Annotated in this window: 21 protein-coding genes; 11 read left to right on the forward strand and 10 right to left on the reverse strand. The window is 57.6% G+C overall.

What is annotated here, in order from left to right:
* Nucleotides 1–2: 2 nt before the first annotated feature.
* From cmoB to OJ965_RS10330, 4 genes are all read right to left on the reverse strand, one after another.
* Nucleotides 3–971, reverse strand: a complete 969-nt coding sequence (gene cmoB, locus OJ965_RS10315) for a tRNA 5-methoxyuridine(34)/uridine 5-oxyacetic acid(34) synthase CmoB (protein WP_058957334.1) — start codon at nt 969–971, stop codon at nt 3–5.
* Nucleotides 968–1,696, reverse strand: a complete 729-nt coding sequence (cmoA, locus tag OJ965_RS10320; RefSeq protein ID WP_009089712.1) for a carboxy-S-adenosyl-L-methionine synthase CmoA — start codon at nt 1,694–1,696, stop codon at nt 968–970. The genes cmoB and cmoA overlap by 4 nt, the downstream gene beginning before the upstream one ends.
* An 81-nt stretch (nt 1,697–1,777) precedes the next feature.
* Nucleotides 1,778–2,173, reverse strand: a complete 396-nt coding sequence (locus OJ965_RS10325) for an MAPEG family protein (RefSeq protein ID WP_154928295.1) — start codon at nt 2,171–2,173, stop codon at nt 1,778–1,780.
* Nucleotides 2,174–2,243: 70 nt separating this feature from the next.
* Entirely contained in the window at nt 2,244–3,065 is an 822-nt protein-coding gene (locus OJ965_RS10330; RefSeq protein ID WP_265139144.1) for a DUF72 domain-containing protein, read from the reverse strand.
* Between the two features lie 211 nt (nt 3,066–3,276).
* Here OJ965_RS10330 and aspS point away from each other — a divergent pair, with 211 nt between their 5' ends.
* From aspS to ruvB, 6 genes are all read left to right on the forward strand, one after another.
* Entirely contained in the window at nt 3,277–5,055 is a 1,779-nt protein-coding gene (gene aspS / locus OJ965_RS10335) for an aspartate--tRNA ligase (RefSeq protein WP_154928266.1), read from the forward strand.
* Nucleotides 5,055–5,486 (forward strand): dihydroneopterin triphosphate diphosphatase, encoded by a 432-nt coding sequence (gene nudB, locus OJ965_RS10340; RefSeq protein ID WP_111207755.1) that lies wholly within the window; start codon nt 5,055–5,057, stop codon nt 5,484–5,486. Before aspS ends, nudB begins: the two co-directional genes overlap by 1 nt.
* A 278-nt stretch (nt 5,487–5,764) precedes the next feature.
* A complete protein-coding gene (locus tag OJ965_RS10345; RefSeq protein ID WP_265139145.1) occupies nt 5,765–6,508 on the forward strand; it encodes a YebC/PmpR family DNA-binding transcriptional regulator in 744 nt (247 codons plus the stop codon).
* 37 nt (nt 6,509–6,545) lie between these two features.
* Entirely contained in the window at nt 6,546–7,073 is a 528-nt protein-coding gene (gene ruvC / locus OJ965_RS10350; RefSeq protein ID WP_009089725.1) for a crossover junction endodeoxyribonuclease RuvC, read from the forward strand.
* A 95-nt stretch (nt 7,074–7,168) separates the two neighbouring features.
* A complete protein-coding gene (ruvA, locus tag OJ965_RS10355; RefSeq protein ID WP_009089727.1) occupies nt 7,169–7,783 on the forward strand; it encodes a Holliday junction branch migration protein RuvA in 615 nt (204 codons plus the stop codon).
* Nucleotides 7,784–7,791: 8 nt separating this feature from the next.
* The gene (ruvB, locus tag OJ965_RS10360) at nt 7,792–8,796 is read left to right on the forward strand and encodes a Holliday junction branch migration DNA helicase RuvB (RefSeq protein ID WP_009089728.1); all 1,005 of its coding nucleotides are present in this window, start codon (nt 7,792–7,794) and stop codon (nt 8,794–8,796) included.
* On the opposite strand, the gene znuB is transcribed toward ruvB, so the two are convergent.
* Together znuB and znuC are read right to left on the reverse strand one after the other, a co-directional pair.
* Nucleotides 8,793–9,578, reverse strand: a complete 786-nt coding sequence (gene znuB / locus OJ965_RS10365; protein WP_009089730.1) for a zinc ABC transporter permease subunit ZnuB — start codon at nt 9,576–9,578, stop codon at nt 8,793–8,795. The two genes, ruvB and znuB, sit on opposite strands and share 4 nt — an antisense overlap.
* Nucleotides 9,575–10,330, reverse strand: a complete 756-nt coding sequence (gene znuC / locus OJ965_RS10370; RefSeq protein ID WP_009089732.1) for a zinc ABC transporter ATP-binding protein ZnuC — start codon at nt 10,328–10,330, stop codon at nt 9,575–9,577. The genes znuB and znuC overlap by 4 nt, the downstream gene beginning before the upstream one ends.
* A gap of 77 nt (nt 10,331–10,407) precedes the next feature.
* Here znuC and znuA point away from each other — a divergent pair, with 77 nt between their 5' ends.
* The 3 genes from znuA (at nt 10,408) to lpxM (ending at nt 13,799) form a co-directional block, all read left to right on the forward strand.
* Nucleotides 10,408–11,355 (forward strand): zinc ABC transporter substrate-binding protein ZnuA, encoded by a 948-nt coding sequence (znuA, locus tag OJ965_RS10375; RefSeq protein ID WP_009089734.1) that lies wholly within the window; start codon nt 10,408–10,410, stop codon nt 11,353–11,355.
* Nucleotides 11,356–11,368: 13 nt separating this feature from the next.
* Nucleotides 11,369–12,700 carry a murein DD-endopeptidase MepM gene (mepM, locus tag OJ965_RS10380; RefSeq protein ID WP_046101985.1) on the forward strand — a complete coding sequence of 444 codons (1,332 nt, stop codon included), beginning with the start codon at nt 11,369–11,371 and terminating at the stop codon, nt 12,698–12,700.
* A 124-nt stretch (nt 12,701–12,824) separates the two neighbouring features.
* On the forward strand, nt 12,825–13,799 hold the full coding sequence (gene lpxM, locus OJ965_RS10385) for a lauroyl-Kdo(2)-lipid IV(A) myristoyltransferase (protein WP_111207757.1): 975 nt from the start codon (nt 12,825–12,827) through the stop codon (nt 13,797–13,799).
* A 26-nt stretch (nt 13,800–13,825) separates the two neighbouring features.
* Here the strand turns inward: lpxM and OJ965_RS10390 are convergent, their stop codons facing one another.
* The 3 genes from OJ965_RS10390 to OJ965_RS10400 form a co-directional block, all read right to left on the reverse strand.
* Nucleotides 13,826–15,058 carry an MFS transporter gene (locus OJ965_RS10390; RefSeq protein WP_265139146.1) on the reverse strand — a complete coding sequence of 411 codons (1,233 nt, stop codon included), beginning with the start codon at nt 15,056–15,058 and terminating at the stop codon, nt 13,826–13,828.
* An 84-nt stretch (nt 15,059–15,142) separates the two neighbouring features.
* Nucleotides 15,143–16,585 carry a pyruvate kinase gene (gene pyk, locus OJ965_RS10395; RefSeq protein WP_265139147.1) on the reverse strand — a complete coding sequence of 481 codons (1,443 nt, stop codon included), beginning with the start codon at nt 16,583–16,585 and terminating at the stop codon, nt 15,143–15,145.
* Between the two features lie 107 nt (nt 16,586–16,692).
* Nucleotides 16,693–17,571 carry a MurR/RpiR family transcriptional regulator gene (locus OJ965_RS10400; protein ID WP_009089743.1) on the reverse strand — a complete coding sequence of 293 codons (879 nt, stop codon included), beginning with the start codon at nt 17,569–17,571 and terminating at the stop codon, nt 16,693–16,695.
* A 364-nt stretch (nt 17,572–17,935) separates the two neighbouring features.
* On the opposite strand from OJ965_RS10400, the gene zwf reads away from it, so the two are divergent.
* Nucleotides 17,936–19,411: a glucose-6-phosphate dehydrogenase gene (zwf, locus tag OJ965_RS10405; protein WP_009089746.1), complete on the forward strand. Its 1,476-nt coding sequence runs from the start codon at nt 17,936–17,938 to the stop codon at nt 19,409–19,411.
* A 212-nt stretch (nt 19,412–19,623) separates the two neighbouring features.
* On the forward strand, nt 19,624–20,262 hold the full coding sequence (locus OJ965_RS10410; protein ID WP_265139148.1) for a bifunctional 4-hydroxy-2-oxoglutarate aldolase/2-dehydro-3-deoxy-phosphogluconate aldolase: 639 nt from the start codon (nt 19,624–19,626) through the stop codon (nt 20,260–20,262).
* Between the two features lie 34 nt (nt 20,263–20,296).
* Here OJ965_RS10410 and purT read toward each other — a convergent pair whose 3' ends face one another.
* On the reverse strand, nt 20,297–21,475 hold the full coding sequence (gene purT, locus OJ965_RS10415) for a formate-dependent phosphoribosylglycinamide formyltransferase (RefSeq protein ID WP_046101980.1): 1,179 nt from the start codon (nt 21,473–21,475) through the stop codon (nt 20,297–20,299).
* Nucleotides 21,476–21,483: the final 8 nt, after the last annotated feature.

Genomic DNA, 21,483 nt, shown 5'->3' on the forward strand with positions numbered 1-21,483 from the left:
CGTCAGGGTTTGGTGGCGACCAGCACGGCACGCAGGGGAGCGGGGTAACCCTCAATCGTTTTGCTGGCGTCATCGGGGTCGAGAAACTCTGCCAGGGATTCGCTGGTCATCCAGTCGGTCCGGCGCTGCTCTTCCGTAGTGGTGCGGGCAAAATCAACGATCCGCACATCCACAAACCCGCTTTTCTCCAGCCAGCTCTTCAGGGCCTCGGCTGACGGAATAAAGAAGACATTGCGCATCTGGGCATAGCGCTCGCCGGGCACCAGAACCTGATTCACATCGCCCTCAATCACCAGCGTTTCCAGCACCAGTTCGCCGCCGCTGACCAGCTGGTTTTTGAGCTGTAACAGGTGATCCAGCGGGGAGCGACGATGATAGAGCACGCCCATAGAGAAGACGGTATCAAACGCCTGCAGTGCCGGTAACTGCTCGATCCCCAGCGGCAGCATGTGCGCCCGGCGATCGTCATTGAGCAGCTTGCGCACGGCTTCAAACTGCACCAGGAAGAGCTGCATCGGATCGATGCCGACCACCAGATGCGCACCGGCACCGATCATGCGCCACATGTGATAGCCGCTGCCACAGCCCACATCCAGCACGGTGCGGCCCGCCAGGGGGGAGATGTGCGGCAACACGCGCTCCCACTTCCAGTCAGAACGCCACTCGGTGTTGATGTGCGTGCCATAGAGGGAGTAAGGCCCTTTGCGCCACGGCATCAGGTTACGCAGTAATTTTTCAATGCCCTGGCGATGACGATCGCTGATGTCATCACGGTCGGCGGTGACGCTGTGCAGCAGGTCCAGCTTCTGGGGCGCGAGCAGCGGCAGATACTCCAGCGACTTGTACCAGTCCCGGAAGTGACCGTGCAGGTTTTCCCGCTGCCATTCGCTGATTTGAGCCGGTAATACTTCCAGCCACTTCGCCAGCGGGCCTACCGCAATTTGCTGATAAAAACGGCCAAAGTCGATCATTTCAACGCCACCAGTGAACCAAAATTAAAGCACTGGAACCAGAGTTCGGCGTGCGGGAAACCAGCCTGCTTCAGGCGGGCTTTGTGGGCTTCAACGCTGTCGGTCAGCATCACGTTTTCCAGCATGCTGCGCTTCTGGCTGATTTCCAGTTCGCTGTACCCGTTGGCGCGCTTGAAGTCGTGATGCATGTTAAATAACAGCTCACCAACTTCCGCATCTTCAAAGCTGAACTTCTCAGACAGCACCAGCGCGCCACCCGGTTTCAGTCCCTGCCAGATTTTCGTCAGCAGCGCCAGGCGCGCAGGCGGCTCCAGAAACTGTAACGTGAAGTTGAGCACCACCAGCGAGGCGTTCTCAATCTCAATATCGCGGATATCCGCTTCCAGCACCGTCACCGGCGTATCGGCGCGGAAGGCATCCAGATGACGACGGCAGCGCTCCACCATCGCGGGCGAGTTATCCACCGCGATGATCTCACAACCCGGCACATGAATGTTGCGGCGCACCGACAGGGTGGCTGCGCCCAGTGAGCAGCCCAGGTCATACACCCGGCTCTGCGGGGTAACAAAACGTTCTGCCAGCATGCCAATCATCGAAATGATGTTGGAGTAGCCAGGCACCGAGCGCTGAATCATGTCAGGAAAGACTTCAGCCACGCGCTCGTCAAAAGTCCAGTCGCCCAGTTTTGCAATGGGCGCTGAGAAGAGTTGATCGCGGTCAGACATATCGAAAATCCGAAGAGACGACGGAAAGGGCGCTATTCTGGCAGAAAGTGGGGCAGGCTGCACCCCTTAACCCCGCCCCGCTTAATGGAGCGACAGCACCAGATCCCAGGGGAGATAGATCAGGTTAAAAATAACCATGCCGCAGAGGGAAAAGAGCGTCAGCATCATGCCATATTTGCGGCCGGTCATTGCGCTGTTGCGTAATCCCCAGGCGTGCAGAAACCGGCCGATGAAAAACAGCAGCGCGGTGAGATGCACCATCCAGATATCCGCGCCGTTCATCTCCATCACGATCAGCAGCAGCAGCGCCAGGGGGATGGTTTCGATGGCGTTACCGTGAATGCGAATCGCCATTTTCAGGTCGTGATAGCCGCCGTCGCCATAGGCCACGCGATAAAAACGGCGGAAACGCACGACGTCCAGCGTGAATTTCATGATCAGTAAGGCACCCAGTACCACGTATAACGCGCTTATCATTGTCACTCCGGTACGCATTCAGAAGAGGGGCTATTCTATCCAGCGTTCGGCACGCTGTCCCGTATGGCGTTTAAAACAGTGATGCCTGCTGCGGCCAGTCTGGCCCGTCACCGATGGCCGGATCGATCTGTTGCAGCTGCGGCCACAGCGCCTGCACCAGTGGAAAAACCTGGCCCATATCGGGCGTGTGCAGAAACAGCATGGCGTCACCCTGCTGCTGCCACTCGGCCAGTTTGCTGCGCCAGATCTGAAACAGCGGCACACTCTCTTCCACGCTGTCGCTGCCGATAAAGCGCACCATCGGCTGTGAACCGGTGCGCAGCGCGTGGGGCGGCACCCGCGGCTTCTGCGCGCGGGCGGCCAGCGCGGCCGGACTCTGTGAGGTGGAAGCATGCACCGGACGGCTGTCGAGCATCACGCGATTGATGCCGCGTGCCAGCAGGCCGCGGTTCAGCGCCCGCTCCGCCTCGCCTTTGGCAAAGAACGCGGGATGGCGCACCTCTACCCCGTAGTGAAAACGGCGCGGCAGGCTGTCGAGAAAACGCCACAGGTCATCGAGCTGCGGCGGGGAGAAGCTGGCAGGCAGCTGCAGCCAGTACTGACCGATGCGATCGGCCAGCGGCTCCATCAGGCGCAGAAAATCGGTCAGCAGATCGTCGCTGTGCTGCAGCGCCGCCTGATGGCTGATGGTGTTGGGAAACTTAAAGCAGAAGCGAAATGCCTCGTGCGTCATGTCGCGCCAGCGCATCACCGTTTCGGCATTCGGCAGCGCATACAGCGTGGTGTTTCCCTCCACACAATGGAAATAGCGGGCATAGTCCGCCAGGCTTTCAATGCCCCAGCGTTTCCAGTGTGAGTGCTGCCACTGGGGCAGGCCAATAAGCAGTGTCACGCGCGCTCCTCGCGGCCGGTTAAGATACCCTATTATCTGTCAGGCTCAGGCAGGGGGGCAAATGCACAGAGGAAATCGGTGCTTTGGCGCGGATATGTTTATCCTGCCTGGCTTTTTCCATTATAATGGCCGCCATTTTTGCGACAGCATCGCATCAGGTAACGCGGCCGGATGCTGTCAGCTGCAGCGGCGAAGTTAAAAGGATAGTGTTATGCGTACAGAATATTGCGGACAGCTCAATCTGTCTCATGTGGGTCAGCAAGTCACGCTTTGCGGCTGGGTAAACCGCCGTCGCGATCTGGGCAGTCTGATTTTTATCGACATGCGCGACCGTGAAGGCATCGTACAGGTGTTCTTCGATCCCGATCGTCAGGACGCGTTTAAGCTGGCTTCTGAACTGCGTAACGAATTCTGCATCCAGATTACCGGAACCGTGCGTGCGCGTGATGAGAAGAACAAAAACAGCGACATGGCAACCGGTGAAGTGGAAGTGTTCGCCCAGGAACTGACCATCATCAACCGCTCTGAACCCCTGCCGCTGGACTCTAATCAGACCAACAGCGAAGAAGCGCGCCTGAAGTATCGCTATCTGGATCTGCGTCGCCCGGAGATGGTGGCTCGTCTGAAAACCCGCGCCCGCATCACCAGCTTTGTGCGTCGCTTTATGGATGACGAAGGCTTCCTGGATATTGAAACCCCGATGCTGACCAAAGCGACACCGGAAGGTGCGCGTGACTATCTGGTGCCAAGCCGGGTTCACAAAGGTAAATTCTATGCGCTGCCGCAGTCACCGCAGCTGTTCAAACAGCTGCTGATGATGTCCGGTTTTGACCGCTACTATCAGATCGTGAAATGCTTCCGCGATGAAGATTTACGTGCCGATCGTCAGCCTGAATTTACCCAGATCGATGTTGAAACCTCATTCATGACCGCGCCACAGGTGCGTGAAACCATGGAGCGTCTGATTCGCAACCTGTGGCTGGACGTCAAGGGTGTGGATCTCGGTGAGTTCCCGCAGATGACCTTTGCGGAAGCGATGCACCGCTACGGCTCCGACAAGCCAGACCTGCGTAACCCGATGGAGCTGGTGGACGTAGGCGACCTGCTGAAAAACGTCGAATTCCAGGTCTTCTCTGGCCCGGCCAACGATGAAAAAGGCCGTGTCGCCGCGCTGCGCGTGCCGACCGGTGCACAGCTGAGCCGTAAGCAGATTGATGAGTATGGCAAGTTTGTCGAAATATACGGCGCGAAAGGCCTGGCGTGGATGAAGGTCAATGTCCGTGCCGATGGACTGGAAGGCGTGCAGAGCCCGGTTGCCAAATTCCTGAATGCGGAGATCGTTGAGGGCATCCTGAGCCGTACCGGCGCGCAGGATGGCGACATCATCTTCTTTGGTGCTGACCGCGCCAGAGTGGTGGCTGACGCACTGGGTGCCCTGCGCCTGAAGGTAGGTCGCGAGCTGAACCTCACCGACGAGAACGCCTGGGCACCGCTGTGGGTAATCGACTTCCCGATGTTCGAAGAGGACGAAGAGGGCGGTCTGGCCGCGATGCACCATCCGTTCACGGCGCCAAAAGAGATGAGCGCCGAAGAGCTGGCGGCCGATCCGACCCGTGCCGTGGCGAACGCCTACGACATGGTGATCAACGGTTACGAAGTGGGCGGCGGTTCTGTGCGTATCCACAACGGCAACATGCAGCAGACGGTGTTCAGCATTCTGGGTATTGAAGAGCACGAGCAGCGTGAGAAGTTTGGCTTCCTGCTGGACGCGCTGAAGTTCGGTACGCCGCCGCATGCAGGCCTGGCATTTGGTCTGGACCGCCTGACCATGCTGCTGACCGGCACCGACAACATCCGTGACGTGATCGCCTTCCCGAAAACCACTGCAGCCGCCTGTATGATGACCGAGGCGCCAAGCGAAGCGAACCCGGCTTCCCTGCTGGAGCTGGGCATTCAGGTGGTTAAAAAAGAAAAGCCTGAGAATAAATAATGGGCTATAAACACCCGGTTTCAGTGCTGGTAGTGATTTCGGCGCGTGATACTGGCCGGGTGTTGATGCTGCAGCGGCGTGACGATCCCGCGTTCTGGCAGTCGGTCACCGGCAGCCTGGAGCCGGGTGAGTCTCCGCTGGCGACCGCCTGTCGCGAAGTGAATGAAGAGGTCGGTATTGATGTGCTGGCTGAGCGTCTGGAGATGGAAGATTGTCAGCGTCAAATCGACTTTGAAATCTTTCCCCATTTCCGCCATCGCTATGCACCGGATGTCACCCATAATCACGAGCACTGGTTTCGCCTGCAACTGCCAGCGGAGCGCGATGTGAGGCTGACCGAGCATCTGGCCTTTCGCTGGCTGGCAGCGGCGGAGGCGGCAGCATTGACCCGTTCATGGAGTAACCGCCAGGCAATCGAAGAGTTCGCCTGAAAACCTGTCGCCGCACGCTATTCCGGCGACGGAGAGATGATAAGTTGAATCGGGTGAGTGTTAACACAACGACACCACACTATTAAACAGTCGGGCGTCATCGCCGCCGCGACAATGTTCCCCGCCAGCAAGAGGGCACCCGCGTCAGGTTGACCGCGAGGATGACGCGCAGGCTCGCCCGTCACGGGCTGACAGGTTACGACCTGTCTGAGCTACGCCGGAGGACAGGATCGCAGCCAGATCGCCCGCACCCTGTAAAAGATCGGAGAGAAGAGAAAATGGCAGGACACAGTAAGTGGGCTAACACCAAACACCGTAAGGCGGCGCAGGACGCGAAGCGCGGCAAAATCTTCACCAAAATCATTCGTGAACTGGTGACGGCAGCCAAGCTGGGCGGCGGCGATCCGGGGTCTAACCCCCGTCTGCGTGCGGCGATGGATAAAGCGCTGTCTAACAACATGACGCGTGACACCATGGATCGCGCCATCGCGCGCGGTGTGGGCGGCGATGACAACGCCAACATGGAAACCATCATCTATGAAGGTTACGGTCCGGGTGGCTCCGCCATTATGATTGAATGCCTCAGTGACAACCGCAACCGTACCGTTGGCGAAGTGCGTCACGCCTTCACCAAAACCGGCGGCAACCTGGGAACTGACGGCTCCGTGGCCTACCTGTTTAACAAAAAAGGCGTCATCTCCTATGCGCCAGGCCAGGATGAAGATGCGGTCATGGAAGCGGCGCTGGAAGCGGGTGCTGAAGACGTGCTCAGCTACGACGATGGCGCGATTGATGTCTTCACCGCATGGGAAGAGATGGGCAGCGTGCGTGATGCACTGGAAGCCGTCGGCCTGAAAGCGGATACCGCAGAAGTGTCGATGATCCCGACCACCAAAGCGGAAATGGATGCGGAAACCGCACCGAAACTGCTGCGTCTGATCGACATGCTGGAAGACTGCGACGATGTGCAGGAGGTTTATCACAACGGTGAAATCTCCGACGAGGTGGCGGAAACGCTGTAATGGCGTTGGCCATCACCGCTTCAACCGGAGAGGCGTAATGTCGATTATCCTGGGTATCGATCCCGGCTCACGCATCACCGGTTATGGGGTTATTCGTCAGACTGGCCGCCAGCTCACCTACCTGGGCAGCGGCTGTATCCGCACCAACACCGCCGAGCTTCCCGCCCGCCTGAAGCTGATTTATGCGGGCGTCTGCGAAATCATCACGCAGTTCGCACCCGATTACTTCGCCATTGAACAGGTGTTTATGGCGAAGAATGCTGACTCCGCGCTGAAGCTGGGTCAGGCTCGCGGTGCGGCGATTGTTGCTGCGGTCAACCACGACCTGCCGGTGTTTGAATATGCCGCCCGTCAGGTTAAGCAGACGGTGGTAGGCATCGGCAGCGCCGAGAAAAGCCAGGTGCAGCACATGGTGCGGACCCTGCTGAAGTTACCGGCAAACCCGCAGGCGGATGCCGCTGATGCCCTGGCCATTGCGATTACGCACTGTCACGTGGCACAGAATGCGACGCGGATGAGTGACAGCAAGCTGGTACTCACGCGCGGACGATTGCGATCCGGTTAACGGCCGCGGCACCGTCTCACTCTCAGGCTGGATATTCATCCAGCCTTTTTTATGTTATAAAATCCGCCACATTCGTAAGTTAAGGAAGCATTCAGGTGATAGGTCGTTTACGGGGCAACATTCTGGAAAAGCAGCCGCCACTGGTGCTGCTTGAGGCACACGGCGTCGGCTATGAAATTTACATGCCTATGACCTGTTTTTATGAGCTGCCTGAACTTCAGCATGAAGCGGTGATTTTTACCCACTTTGTGGTGCGCGAAGATGCCCAGCTGCTGTTTGGTTTTAACAGCAAGCAGGAGCGCACGCTGTTCCGCGAACTCATCAAAGTGAATGGCGTCGGGCCAAAACTGGCGCTGGCGATCCTCTCCGGCATGTCGGCGCAGCAGTTTGTGACCGCGGTGGAAAAAGAGGAGATCGCGTCGCTGGTGAAACTGCCCGGCGTGGGTAAAAAGACCGCCGAGCGTCTGGTGGTGGAGATGAAGGACCGCTTTAAAGGGATGCACGGCGACCTGTTTGGCGGTGATTCAGCCTTTACACTCACCACGCCAGGGCCGGAAGCGGATACCAACGATGCGGAAGCGGAAGCGGTTGCAGCGCTGGTATCACTGGGTTATAAACCGCAGGAAGCGAGCCGTATGATCAGTAAAGTCGGTCGACCGGATGCGGATTGTGAAACCCTGATCCGCGAAGCGCTACGCGCCGCCATTTGAGGTAAGTGATGATAGAAGCCGACCGTCTGGTCTCCGCTGCCAGCGTTAACGAAGAAGAGATTATCGATCGCGCCATCCGGCCAAAGCTGCTGAATGAGTATGTCGGACAGCCACAGGTGCGTGAGCAGATGGAGATTTTCATCAAGGCCGCGCAGCTGCGCGGTGATGCGCTTGATCATCTGCTGATCTTCGGTCCGCCGGGGCTGGGTAAAACCACCCTGGCGAACATCGTCGCTAATGAGATGGGCGTTAACCTGCGCACCACCTCGGGCCCGGTACTGGAAAAAGCCGGGGATCTGGCGGCGATGCTGACCAACCTTGAGCCGCACGACGTGCTGTTCATTGATGAAATCCACCGCCTCTCGCCGGTCGTGGAAGAGGTACTCTATCCGGCGATGGAAGATTATCAGCTGGATATCATGATTGGTGAAGGCCCGGCAGCGCGTTCGATTAAGCTCGACCTGCCGCCGTTTACCCTGATTGGTGCTACTACCCGTGCCGGCTCACTGACCTCGCCACTGCGCGACCGCTTTGGCATTGTGCAGCGGCTGGAGTTCTATCAGGTTAAGGATCTGCAGCACATCGTGGGCCGCAGCGCCGCCTGTCTCGGTCTGGCGCTGAGTGACGACGGTGCGTTAGAGATCGCCCGCCGCGCCCGCGGCACGCCGCGTATCGCCAACCGTCTGCTGCGCCGGGTTCGTGACTTCGCCGAAGTCCGGGCCAACGGTGAGATGAGCGGTGAAGTCTCCTGCAGTGCGCTTGATATGCTCAATGTGGACAGTGAAGGCTTCGACTATATGGACCGCAAGCTGCTGCTGGCCATTATCGATAAGTTTATGGGTGGGCCGGTCGGACTGGACAACCTGGCGGCGGCCATCGGTGAAGAGCGCGAAACCATCGAAGATGTGATTGAACCCTTCCTGATTCAGCAGGGCTTCATTCAGCGCACACCGCGTGGCCGTCTCGCCACGCAGCATGCTTATCGTCACTTCGGCATCACGCGCGAAGATTAAACGGCGGGCTTGCGCACCATGCTGAAGATAAACAGGATGGCGGCGCACAGCACCACTGACGGGCCGGCTGGCGTATCATAGAACGCGGAGAAGGTCAGCCCGCCGGTCACAGCGATGACCCCGATCACCACCGCGACGGCTGCCATGCCTTCCGGCGAACGAACAAAACGCCGGGCGGTCGCCGCCGGTATGATCAGCAGCGACGTGATAATCAGCGCCCCCACGAACTTCATCGCGACACCGATGGTCAGTGCGGTGATCAGCATCAGGATCAGCCGGGTGCGCTGAATATTGACGCCATCCACCTGCGCCAGCTCCGGGCTGATGGTCATCGACAGCAGCGATCGCCACTGCCATGCCATCACCAGCAGCACAACCACCACGCCACCGCCCATCATCCAGAGATCGTCTGGCGTCACCGCCAGCAGATCGCCGAACAGATAGGCCATCAGATCGACGCGCACATTCTTCATCAGGCTGACGACCACCAGACCCAGTGACAGCGCGCTGTGCGCCATGATCCCCAGCAGCGTGTCGATCGCCAGATGGGGGCGCCGTTCCAGCCAGACCAGACCCAGCGCCAGGCAGACCGTCACCAGAATGACCGCATAGTAAGGATTAACGTTAAACAGCAGGCCAAACGCGACGCCGAGCAGGGAGGCGTGTGCCAGAGTGTCACCGAAGTAGGACATCTTGCGCCAGACGACAAACGAACCCAGCGGGCCGGCAGCCAGCGCTAACATCACGCCGCCTATCCAGCCCGGTAATAACAACTCAATCATGATGAACTCTGTCCTTTGCGTAAAACGATACGTCCCTGAAGGTCGTGACGGTGATTATGATGGTGACGGTAAATCGCCAGCTCCTGCGCACCGCGCGGACCAAACATGGCGATAAATTCGGGATGCTGTGACACCGCTTCGGGGGTACCGGAACAGCAGATGTGGTGATTCAGGCAGAGCACTTCATCAGTTTTAGCCATCACCAGGTGGAGGTCGTGAGAGACCATCATCACGCCGCAGTTCAGTTCAACGCGCAGCTGATTGATCAGATCATAGAGGGCGACCTGACCGTTGACATCCACCCCCTGCGTCGGCTCGTCCAGCACCAGCAGCTGAGGCTGGTTGAGCAGGGCGCGCGCCAGCAGCACACGCTGCGTTTCACCGCCCGAGAGTTTCTGCAGCGGCGCATTAAGTAAGTGGCCCGCCTGCACGCGTTTCAGGGCGGGGAGGATCTCCGCCTGTTTACTGCCGCGGGTCAGACGCATAAAACGTTCGACGGTCACCGGCAGCGTCGGATCGATATGCAGTTTCTGTGGCACATAGCCAATACGCAGATCGGCATGGCGCTGAACCGTCCCGCTGGTGGGGGCGAGCAAACCCAGCACCACACGGACGAGCGTAGACTTACCGGCGCCGTTAGGCCCGAGCAGGGTGAGAATACGGCCAGGCTGCAACGCCAGGCTGACGCCCGATAAGACGTTGCGCTGGTTAAATTTTATCGAAACGTTATCAAGTGTGACAAGTGAGGTCATAGTATTTACAGGTTGCACAGAATTTCGAATGTTATAATATCACATTCCACTTCATGGTCACGATGGAATGACGCAATATGTTACATAATAAAAAAGGCGCAATTTTCGCCTTATCGGCCTTCGCTGTTTCAGCTTCGTTAACCCTTCCTGCAGAGGCCAACGTCGTCGCCTCATTAAAACCGGTCGGTTTTATCGCCGCAGCCATTGCCGATGGTGTTACCCCGGTTGATGTTCTGCTGCCAGATGGTGCCTCTGAACACGATTATGCCCTGCGCCCCTCTGATGCAAAACGCTTAAAAAACGCGGACTTAGTCGTCTGGGTTGGCCCTGAAATGGAAGCGTTTATGGCGAAGTCTGCATCTGAACTTCCGGCCAAAAAAAATCTCGCTATGGTCGACATCGACGGCGTAAAACCGTTATTGATTAGCGGCGGTGAAGATGAAGATGAACACGCAGCGGAAAATTCTGAAGAACAGGATGCCGATGCACATCACCATCATCACGGTGAGTTTAATATGCACCTGTGGTTGTCGCCAGAGATCGCGCGCAAGACCGCGGTTGCAATCCATGGAAAATTATTGGAACTTATGCCGCAAGATAAAGCCAAACTTGACGCCAACCTCCAGCAGTTTGAGGTAGCGTTGGCAGACACGGACAAACGCGTTAGCGCACAACTTGCTCCGGTCAGAAATAAAGGATATTTCGTTTTTCACGACGCTTACACGTACTTTGAAAAGCACTACGGTCTCTCGCCTGCCGGGCATTTTACCGTTAATCCTGAAATTCAGCCGGGCGCACAGCGTTTACACCAGATACGAACACAGTTGGTTGAGCAAAAGGCGGTCTGCGTCTTTGCTGAGCCACAATTCAGGCCAGCAGTCATCGATGCTGTTGCCCGCGGAACGCAGGTGCATAAAGGCACGCTCGACCCGCTGGGGACAGACATCAGTCTGGCAAAAGACAGCTATGTGAAATTCCTCTCACAGCTGTCGGGCCAGTATGAAAGCTGCCTGAAAGGAGCATGAGGAATAGGTAAAAGTGCAGCAGATAGCCCGCTCTGTCGCCCTCGCATTTAATAATTTGCCGCGCCCCCACCGCGTAATGCTGGGTTCTTTAACTGTAGTCACTCTGGCCGTCGCTGTCTGGCGGCCTTATGTTTACCATCCCACCGATGACGTGACGCCTATCGTCAAAACGATTGAGCTGGACAAAAGTGAACTTCGTACGCTGCTGCCAGAAGCCAGTGAGCCTATCGATCAGAGCACACCGGAACCGGACGAAGAGCTGCCTGCAGACGATGTCGACACCGACGTGCCGGATACGGCAGGCGTGCATGACTACACCGTCTCTTCCGGCGATACGCTGAGCAGCGCCCTGAATCAGTATGGCATCGATATCGCTGACATCAATGCGCTGGTGGTGAGCGACCGCGATCTGCGAAATCTGCAGGTGGGTCAGCAGCTGAGCTGGACGCTGGATGATGATGGCGGTCTGAAAACCCTGAGCTGGGAAATCTCCCGTCGTGAAACCCGCACCTATGAGCGCACCCCGAAGGGTGGCTTCAAGATGGAAGCGGAGATGCAGAAGGGCGAATGGCGCAACAGTGTCATGCAGGGCGAAGTGCGTGGCAGTTTTGCTGCCAGTGCCATGCGGGCCGGACTGAGCGGCGCTGAAGCAAGCGCCGTCATCAAAGCGATGCAGTGGCAGATGGACTTCCGCAAGCTGCGTGCCGGTGATCAGTTCAGCGTTCTCATGTCGCGCGAAATGCTGGACGGTAAAAGTGCACAGAGCCAGTTGCTGGGCGTGCGCCTGCGCAGCGGGGGCAAAGACTATTACGCGTTCCGTGCCGAAGATGGCAAGTTCTACGATCGCAGCGGCTCCGGCCTGGCGCGCGGCTTTATGCGCTTCCCGACGGTTAAGCAGTATCGTGTCTCCTCTAACTTTAATCCGCGCCGTCTGAACCCTGTGACGGGGCGTATTGCGCCGCACAAGGGCGTCGACTTTGCACTGCCGATCGGCACGCCGGTACTGGCTGTCGGAGATGGCGAGATCGTCGTGGCGAAAAATGGCGGTGCCGCCGGTAACTATGTTGCCATTCGTCATGGCCGTCAGTATATGACGCGTTATATGCACATGAAGAAAGTGCTGGTGAAGCCGGGTCAGAAAGTGAAGCGCGGTGACCGTATCGGCTTGTCCGGTAATACCGGACGTTCAACCGGGCCGCACCTGCATTTTGAAATCTGGATCAATAATCAGGCGGTCAATCCATTAACGGCGAAACTGCCGCGCATGGAAGGCCTGACCGGTAAAGAGCGCAGCGAGTATCTGGCGCAGGTGAAATCCTGGCTGCCGCAGCTGGGCCTTAAGTAGCGATTTTCATCAGGTTGCACAAAAACCGACGGTTTCCCCGTCGGTTTTTTGTTATCCGGACCGTGATGATTGCAAATTTGTTTGCCGCCACTATCATTAGCCGGTCATTGCTTGAGGCGAGTGCATGGAAACCCGTAAAAAAAATAACACTGAATTCATTCCCGTTTTTGAACGATCTTTTCTCAAACCGAAATACTGGGGCAGCTGGCTGGCGATTGGCGCACTGGCCGGTCTGGCTTATTTACCGCCAAAAGTGCGCGATCCGCTATTAAGCCGCTTAGGCCGGTTCGCCGGTAAGCTGGCAAAAGGTGCGCGTCGTCGTGCGCTGATTAACCTCTATTACTGCCTGCCGGAACTCAGCGAAGCGCAACGCGCCACGCTGGTGGACGAAATGTTTGCGACTGCACCGCAGGCGATGACGATGATGACCGAGCTGGTGCTGCGCGATCCGGCCCGCATTCGTCAGCGTGTCGAATGGCATGGTCGTGAAATTATCGACCAGATGAAAGCCGCGCAGGAGAATGTGATTTTTCTGGTACCCCACGGCTGGGCGGTGGATATTCCGGCCATGCTGCTGGCGTCAGAAGGGCAGAAGATGGCGGCGATGTTCCATAATCAGAGCGATCCGCTGCTCGATTATGCCTGGAACACCGCGCGTCGTCGTTTCGGTGGCCGGATGCATGCCCGAAATGATGGCATTAAGCCGTTTATCAGTTCGGTGCGCCAGGGCTACTGGGGCTACTATCTGCCCGATCAGGACCATGGCGCCGAGCACAGCGAGTTTGTTGACTTCTTCGCGACCTACAAAGCAACGCTGCCCGCAGTCGGGCGGCTGATGAAAGTGTGTCGGGCCCGCGTGGTGCCGCTGTTCCCGGTCTATAACAGTGAGCGGCATATTCTTGAAATCTATGTGCGTCCGCCGATGGATGATCTGCTCGAAGCGGATGATCATCAGCTGGCTCGCCGGATGAATGAAGAGGTGGAAATTTTTGTCCGCCCGCATCCCGAGCAGTACACGTGGATCCTCAAGCTGCTGAAGACCCGCAAAGAGGGTGACATCGAACCCTACTCGCGCAAAGAGCTCTATCCACGCAAATAGTCAGAAGGCCGCGCAAGCGGCCTTTTTTATAACGCTTCCAGTTTGCTGCGACGCTTTCGCTCGCGCATAAACAGGATCACCAGACCAAACCACAGCACGCCGCTGATAAAGTTGATCAGGCAGAACCAGAGTGTGCCACCGCTGAAGTAGCTACTCTTCGCCAGCTCAATCCCCACTGCCAGCGTCAGAATACTGATCATCCCCAGCATCGCCGCCACGCTGCCTTTACCCTCATTGCTGGCGTACAGCGTCAGGCGGTAGAGCCCGGCGTTCACCATGCCTGCACCAAAAGCGTAGAGGCTGAGACCGGCCGTAATCAGCAGATAGCCATGGCTGTTCAGCAGGCTCGCCACCAGCGCCAGGCTCAGACCGGTCAGAATCGGCCAGGCAGCAAACTTCACCGGCTGCTCAATCGGCACACGTCCCGCCAGCTTACTCAGCGTCAGGTTACCGGCGATCATCGCCATAAAGACCGGAAGCTGCAGCAGGGCATACTGCATCCGCGACAGGCCTTCGTCATGCATCAGGATCACCGGCGAGAGGGCAACCCAGGTGAGGATCGGGATAAAGACCATGCCGATGGCAAAAGAACCGGACATCACCAGCCGATCCTTCATCAGCCGGCCATAGTTGCGCGCCAGACTGGGCAGGGCGACAGAGTGGCTGCGGTCGCCCGCGGTTTCGGGCATGACCCGCCACAGCACCGCGAACGCCACCAGGCTGCAGGCGGCAAACAGCCAGAACATGCTGCGCCAGCTGCCGACGGTCAGCCAGGCAGCACCGGCCAGCGGGCCGGCCAGGGGAGCCAGCAGCGCCACGTTGGCCATCAGCGCCATCATGCGCACCGCCAGCGCCTCATCAAAGGCTTCCTGAATCGCGGCATAACCCACTGCGCCAATAAAGCAGAGGCTGATGCCCTGAACAAAGCGCAGGCTGACAAATTCCTCAATGGAGCTGACCCAGTTGGTCAGGATACAGGCGATGGCAAAAAACAGGATGCCGGCAAGCATCACCGGGCGGCGGCCAAACTTATCGGAGAGCGGGCCAAGCAGCCATTGCAGTACCACGCCGCCAATCAGGTAGGCGGTCAGTGAGGTGGAGACCCACTCCGGGCCGACAGCAAATTCGCTGGTGACGATCAGCATGCCCGGCTGGATCATGTCGTGAGCAATATAGGTGGCAAACTCAAACAGCACTAATGCCAGAGGGAAAAGCAGAATCCGGCCGGTCAGCTGGCTGATGGGGTGAAAACGGGCCATCTGGCCTCCTTGTCAGAAAAGAAAACGCGACTGGCTGGCAGTCGCGTTACTGATTCTACACTGACAATGTCAATCCGGGCTTAATTAATCCACGCGCAGCACGCGGCTGGTATTGGTCGTGCCGGTGGCACCCATCACATCACCCTGCGTCACGATGACCAGATCGCCTGATACCAGGAAACCTTTGTCACGCAGCAGATTGACGGCATCGTATGCCGCAGCCACACCGTCGTTGTTGCTGTCGAAGTAGACCGGGGTGACGCCGCGATAGAGCGCGGTGAGGTTCAGCGTGCGCTCATGGCGTGACATGGCAAAAATCGGCAGGCCTGAGGTGATGCGCGAGGTCATCAGCGGCGTACGGCCCGACTCGGTCATGGTGATGATCGCGGTAACGCCCTGCAGATGGTTCGCGGCGTACATGGATGACATCGCAATCGCTTCTTCGATGTTATCGAACTGCACGTCCAGACGGTGTTTGGAGACGTTAACGCTCGGGATTTTTTCCGCGCCCAGGCAGACTTTCGCCATCGCCGAGACGGTTTCAGCCGGATACTGGCCTGCGGCGGTCTCCGCGGAGAGCATCACGGCGTCGGTGCCATCCAGTACGGCGTTCGCCACGTCCATAACTTCGGCACGGGTCGGCATCGGATTGGTGATCATCGACTCCATCATCTGTGTCGCGGTGATGATGGTGCGGTTAAGCTGGCGGGCGCGGCGAATCAACGCCTTCTGAATGCCGACCAGTTCCGGGTCGCCAATTTCGACGCCCAGGTCGCCACGGGCTACCATCACCACGTCAGAGGCGAGAATGATGTCATCCATCGCTTCCTGGCTGGCGACCGCCTCAGCACGCTCCACCTTCGCGACCAAACGGGCATCACAACCCGCTTCACGCGCCAGACGACGCGCCAGGTTCATATCCTCGCCACAGCGCGGGAAGGAGACGGCCAGATAATCGACCTTGATTCTGGCGGCGGTAATAATGTCCGCCTTATCTTTTTCAGTCAGGGCTTCCGCCGACAGGCCGCCGCCCAGCTTGTTGATGCCTTTATTGTTCGACAGCGGGCCACCCACGGTGACTTCGGTAAAGACTTTCATGCCCTGAACTTCCAGCACTTTGAGCTGCACGCGGCCATCATCCAGCAGCAGGATATCGCCTGGCACCACATCTTCCGGCAGGCCTTTATAGTCGATGCCCACCCGCTCTTTGTCGCCTTCGCCTTTACCCAGGGTGGCATCCAGCAGGAAGCGGTCGCCGATATTCAGGAAAACTTTGCCTTCTTTAAAAGTCGAAACACGAATTTTTGGCCCCTGGAGGTCGCCAAGGATCGCAACGTGGCGGCCCAGTTTAGCGGCAATCTCACGCACTTTATCCGCACGAAGCTGGTGATCTTCTGGCGTGCCGTGAGAGAAATTGAGTCGTACAACGTTCGCGCCCGCCGCGATGATTTTTTCAAGATTATTGTCGCGATCGGTGGCCGGACCGAGGGTAGTAACGATTTTGGTTCTTCTGAGACGTCTTGACATCGGGGACTCCGTAAACATTTAAGCGTGTCCGGATCAGTGGACACAGCATGGTTATCTATTCTATATGATCGACAGCGTGTGATACGACTCACATTGTAAATGTGATGTTAATTTTTTTGCGGTGCATCCTCTTTCCCTGGAGACTGCTTTTCGTAACGCGACGCTTTCAGCGCTTCTTTCACGCGCTTCAGGTTTTCGCGGAACGGCGCACCCCGTTCAAGGGTAAAGCCGGTCGCTAACACATCGATCACGGTCAACTGCGCCAGGCGCGATACCATCGGCAAATAGACATCAGTATCTTCCGGGACATCAAGCACTAAAGCGATGGCGGCTTCATCGGCAAGGGGTGAATCGGGAGAGGTGATGGCAATAACGGTGGAACCGTTTACACGGGCCAGGCGAGCCAGTTCTACCATATTTTTTGTGCGCCCAGTATGTGAAATGAGAACAAAAACGTCACCGGCTCGACTATTTATGCAACTCATGCGCTGGATCACAATATCGTCAGACCAGATGACAGGAATATTAAAGCGCAGGAATTTGGTAAAGGCGTCATGGGCCACCACGGCGGAGGCGCCCAGACCGAAAAAGGCGACTTTATCGGCCTGCGCAAGCTGAGTGACCGCCTGCTGCAGCCGCGAACTCTCCAGCTGATCCCGAACCCGCTGCAGACCTGCCAGCGCGGAGTCAAAGATTTTGTGGCTGTAGTTCTCCACGCTGTCATCCTCCTCCACACCCCGGCTCACCCAGTTGCTGCTCTGTACCAGGCTTTGCGCCAGCTGCAGTTTAAAGTCGGGAAAACCGCGTGCGCCTAAACGGTGGCAGAAGCGGTTTACCGTAGGCTCACTGACGCAGGCTTCGCGTGCCAGAGTGGCAATGCTGGCGTGCATCGCCGCCTGCGGCGCCGCCAGAATCTGCCGGGCGACTTTCTGTTCCGCTTTACTCAGCGAAACGAGCTGCACCTCAATTTTTTCCAGCATGTTCATAAGCCGATGACCATTATCATTTTTAGCAATTTCAGAAATCCCTGTCGTCAGAGCTGATTAACAGAGACTATATCGCGTCAGCGGGGGGCGGGCGCAGTGACGGACAAGCCGATTTGCATTTTTTTTGGGATACTTTGACCCCGGGCAAATTTCACTGACACCCCCGGATACAGAAAAAACCGACAATCCGCACGCGTCATCACACCGGTTTTGCTTATCCGGTACAGAGTTAATGCGGTTAGCCCGGCGAGTCGGTTTACCTGGCGCAGGGAAAAAAGTACATTGTGCGGAAAGAAAATAATAACCTGGACCCGGTGGCAGAGGATGCATCACCACCGGACTATCCTGCAACGAGGAGAGGAAAATGGCGGTAACACAAACAGCCCAGGCATGCGATCTGGTGATTTTCGGTGCCAAAGGCGATCTTGCACGCCGTAAACTGTTGCCTTCACTGTACCAGTTAGAGAAAGCGGGTCAGATCCATGAGGAAACCCGCATTATTGGTGTCGGACGTGCTGAGTGGGACAAAGCGGAATACACCAAAGTGGTACGTGAAGCGCTGGAAACCTTCATGAAGGAGAAAGTTGACGAAGCGCTGTGGGATAAACTCAGCAACCGTCTCGACTTCTGCAACCTCGATGTCAACGACACCACGCACTTCCCTAAACTGGGCAAGATGCTCGATCAGAAAAACCGCACCACCATCAACTATTTCGCCATGCCGCCGAGCACCTTCGGTGCCATCTGTCAGGGACTGGGCACGGCGAAACTGAACGCCAAACCGGCGCGTGTTGTGATGGAGAAGCCGCTCGGCACCTCACTGGAAACCTCACAGGAGATCAACGACAGCGTTGGCGAATACTTCGATGAGAGCCAGGTGTTCCGTATTGACCATTATCTGGGCAAAGAGACGGTGCTTAACCTGCTGGCGCTGCGCTTCGCGAACTCCATCTTCGTGAACAACTGGGACAATCGCACCATTGACCACGTGCAGATCACCGTGGCCGAAGAGGTGGGTATCGAAGGCCGCTGGGGTTACTTCGACAAAGCGGGCCAGATGCGTGACATGATCCAGAACCATCTGTTGCAGATCCTGACCATGATCGCCATGTCGCCGCCGTCCGATCTCAGCGCAGACAGCATCCGCGATGAGAAAGTTAAAGTGCTGCGCTCGCTGCGCCGTATCGACCAGACCAACGTGCGTGAGAAAACCGTGCGCGGTCAGTACACCTCTGGCTTTGTACAGGGTAAAAAAGTCCCCGGCTATCTGGAGGAAGAGGGCGCCAACAAATCGAGCGCGACCGAGACTTTCGTGGCGATTCGCGTCGATATCGACAACTGGCGCTGGGCGGGTGTTCCGTTCTACCTGCGTACCGGTAAGCGTCTGCCAACCAAATGTTCTGAAGTCGTGGTCTATTTCAAAAACCCTGAGATGAACCTGTTTAAAGACTCTTACTCAGAGCTGCCGCAGAACAAGCTGACCATTCGTCTGCAGCCGGACGAAGGGGTGGATATCGAAATCCTCAACAAAGTGCCAGGTCTCGACCACAAGCATAAGCTGCAGACCACCAAGCTGGATCTGAGCTACTCTGAGACGTTTAACCAGTCGCACCTGGCCGATGCTTATGAGCGTCTGCTGCTGGAGAGCATGCGCGGGATTCAGGCGCTGTTTGTGCGTCGCGATGAAGTTGAAGCGGCATGGACCTATGTCGACTCCATCATCAACGCCTGGGCTGCGGATGGTGACTCGTCTAAACCGTATCAGGCTGGCACCTGGGGTCCGGTGGCCTCCGTCGCGATGATTACCCGCGATGGCCGTTCCTGGAACGAGTTCGAATAACCGTCGTCATGAAGAAGCCCGCAACGCGGGCTTTTTTTTTGCCCCTCACCCGACTGGCGGAGGCAGATAAAACTGAACTGCCGTTTCAAAATGAGAGCAGGGTAATGGACGCTCCGGAAGCCGATCATGTATGGTAGTGTCATCATTACAGGGCAGGAGCCGAGGCTCCGTGACCGGGCTGCTATCCCGGTGTTATTAATCAAGGGGAACTGATGAAAAACTGGAAGATGAGTGCTGAACAGATTCTGACCACCGGACCTGTGGTGCCGGTCATCGTCGTGAATAAGCTGGAACATGCCGTGCCGATGGCAAAAGCGCTGGTGGCGGGCGGTGTCCAGGTGCTAGAAGTGACGCTGCGCACGCCCGTCGCGATGGAGGCGTTGCGTGCGATGATCAAAGAGGTGCCGGAGGCGATTGTGGGGGCGGGAACCGTCATCAATCCGCAGCAGCTTCAGCAGGTGACCGATGCCGGTGCGCAGTTTGTTATCAGTCCGGGGATTACGGAATCACTGCTGAAGGCCGCGGTGGAAGGGCCGGTTCCCCTGATTCCGGGTATCAGCACCGTCTCTGAACTCATGACCGGAATGGACTACGGTCTGCGCGAATTTAAGTTTTTCCCGGCCGAGGCGAATGGCGGTGTCAAAGCGCTGCAGGCCATTGGCGGGCCTTTCCCGCAGGTCCGTTTCTGCCCGACTGGCGGGATCTCTCCGGCAAACTACCGTGACTATCTGGCGCTGAAAAGCGTGCTCTGCATCGGCGGCTCCTGGCTGGTGCCGAATGATGCACTGGAAGCGGGCGACTGGGATCGCATCACCCGCCTGGCGCGTGAAGCCGTTGAAGGCGCGAAGTAAGCTGAAGCGGTGAGCGTCTGCTCACCGCACGCTGTTACCCCTGAACCGTCACCGCTGCTGCGCTGGCAACGGCACGCGAAATTGCCTCATCCGTCGTCTCACCGCTCGCCAGCGCCACGCCTAAACGACGCTGACCGCTGATCTCCGGCTTACCGAACAGGCGCAGTTGCAGACCGGCACCCAGCGCCGCTTCGACGTTGACGAACTGCACATTCTGGCTGGTCAGTTGCGGCAGGATAACGGCCGAGGCGGACGGACCATACTGACGAATTGCGCCAACCGGCAGACCCAGGAATGCCCGCACGTGCAGCGCAAACTCTGACAGATCCTGCGAAATCAGCGTGACCATGCCGGTATCATGGGGACGCGGTGACACTTCACTGAACACCACCTCATCGCCACAGACAAACAGCTCGACGCCGAACAGACCATAGCCACCCAGCGCCTTGACCACCTGCGCGGCAACCTCCTGGGCCCGCTGCAGCGCCACATCACTCATCTGCTGCGGCTGCCAGGATTCGCGGTAGTCGCCATCTTCCTGACGATGACCAATCGGCGCACAGAAATGGATGCCGTCAACGGCACTGATGGTGAGCAGGGTGATTTCAAAATCGAAGTTAACCACGCCCTCTACGATGACGCGACCGGCTCCGGCGCGGCCACCCTGCTGCGCATAGTCCCAGGCGCTGTCAAGCTGGCTGGCGTCACGAATAAAGCTCTGGCCTTTGCCGGAGGAGCTCATGACCGGTTTTACGATGCACGGAAAGCCAATCTCTGCAGCGGCTTCGTCAAAGCGCGCTTTACTGTCGGCAAAGCGATAGCGTGAGGTCGGCAGGGATAACTCTTCCGCGGCGAGGCGACGAATCCCTTCACGGTTCATGGTCAGCCGTGCGGCACGGGCTGTAGGGACCACGCGCTGGCCCTGCTGCTCCAGCTCAACCAGGGTATCCGTGGCGATAGCCTCAATTTCCGGCACCACAAAGTCAGGTTTCTCCTGCGCGATTAACGCAGCCAGGGCCGCACCATCCAGCATGTTGATCACATGGCTGCGATGCGCCACGTGCATGGCCGGGGCATCCGGGTAGCGATCGACCGCAATCACTTCCACACCCAGACGCTGACACTCCAGCGCCACCTCTTTACCCAGTTCACCCGAACCCAAAAGCATCACACGTGTTGCCGCCGGACGCAGCGCCGTTCCGAGAGTTGTCATACATTCAC

Source organism: Pantoea anthophila (assembly GCF_026104315.1).
Classification (GTDB): domain Bacteria; phylum Pseudomonadota; class Gammaproteobacteria; order Enterobacterales; family Enterobacteriaceae; genus Pantoea; species Pantoea anthophila.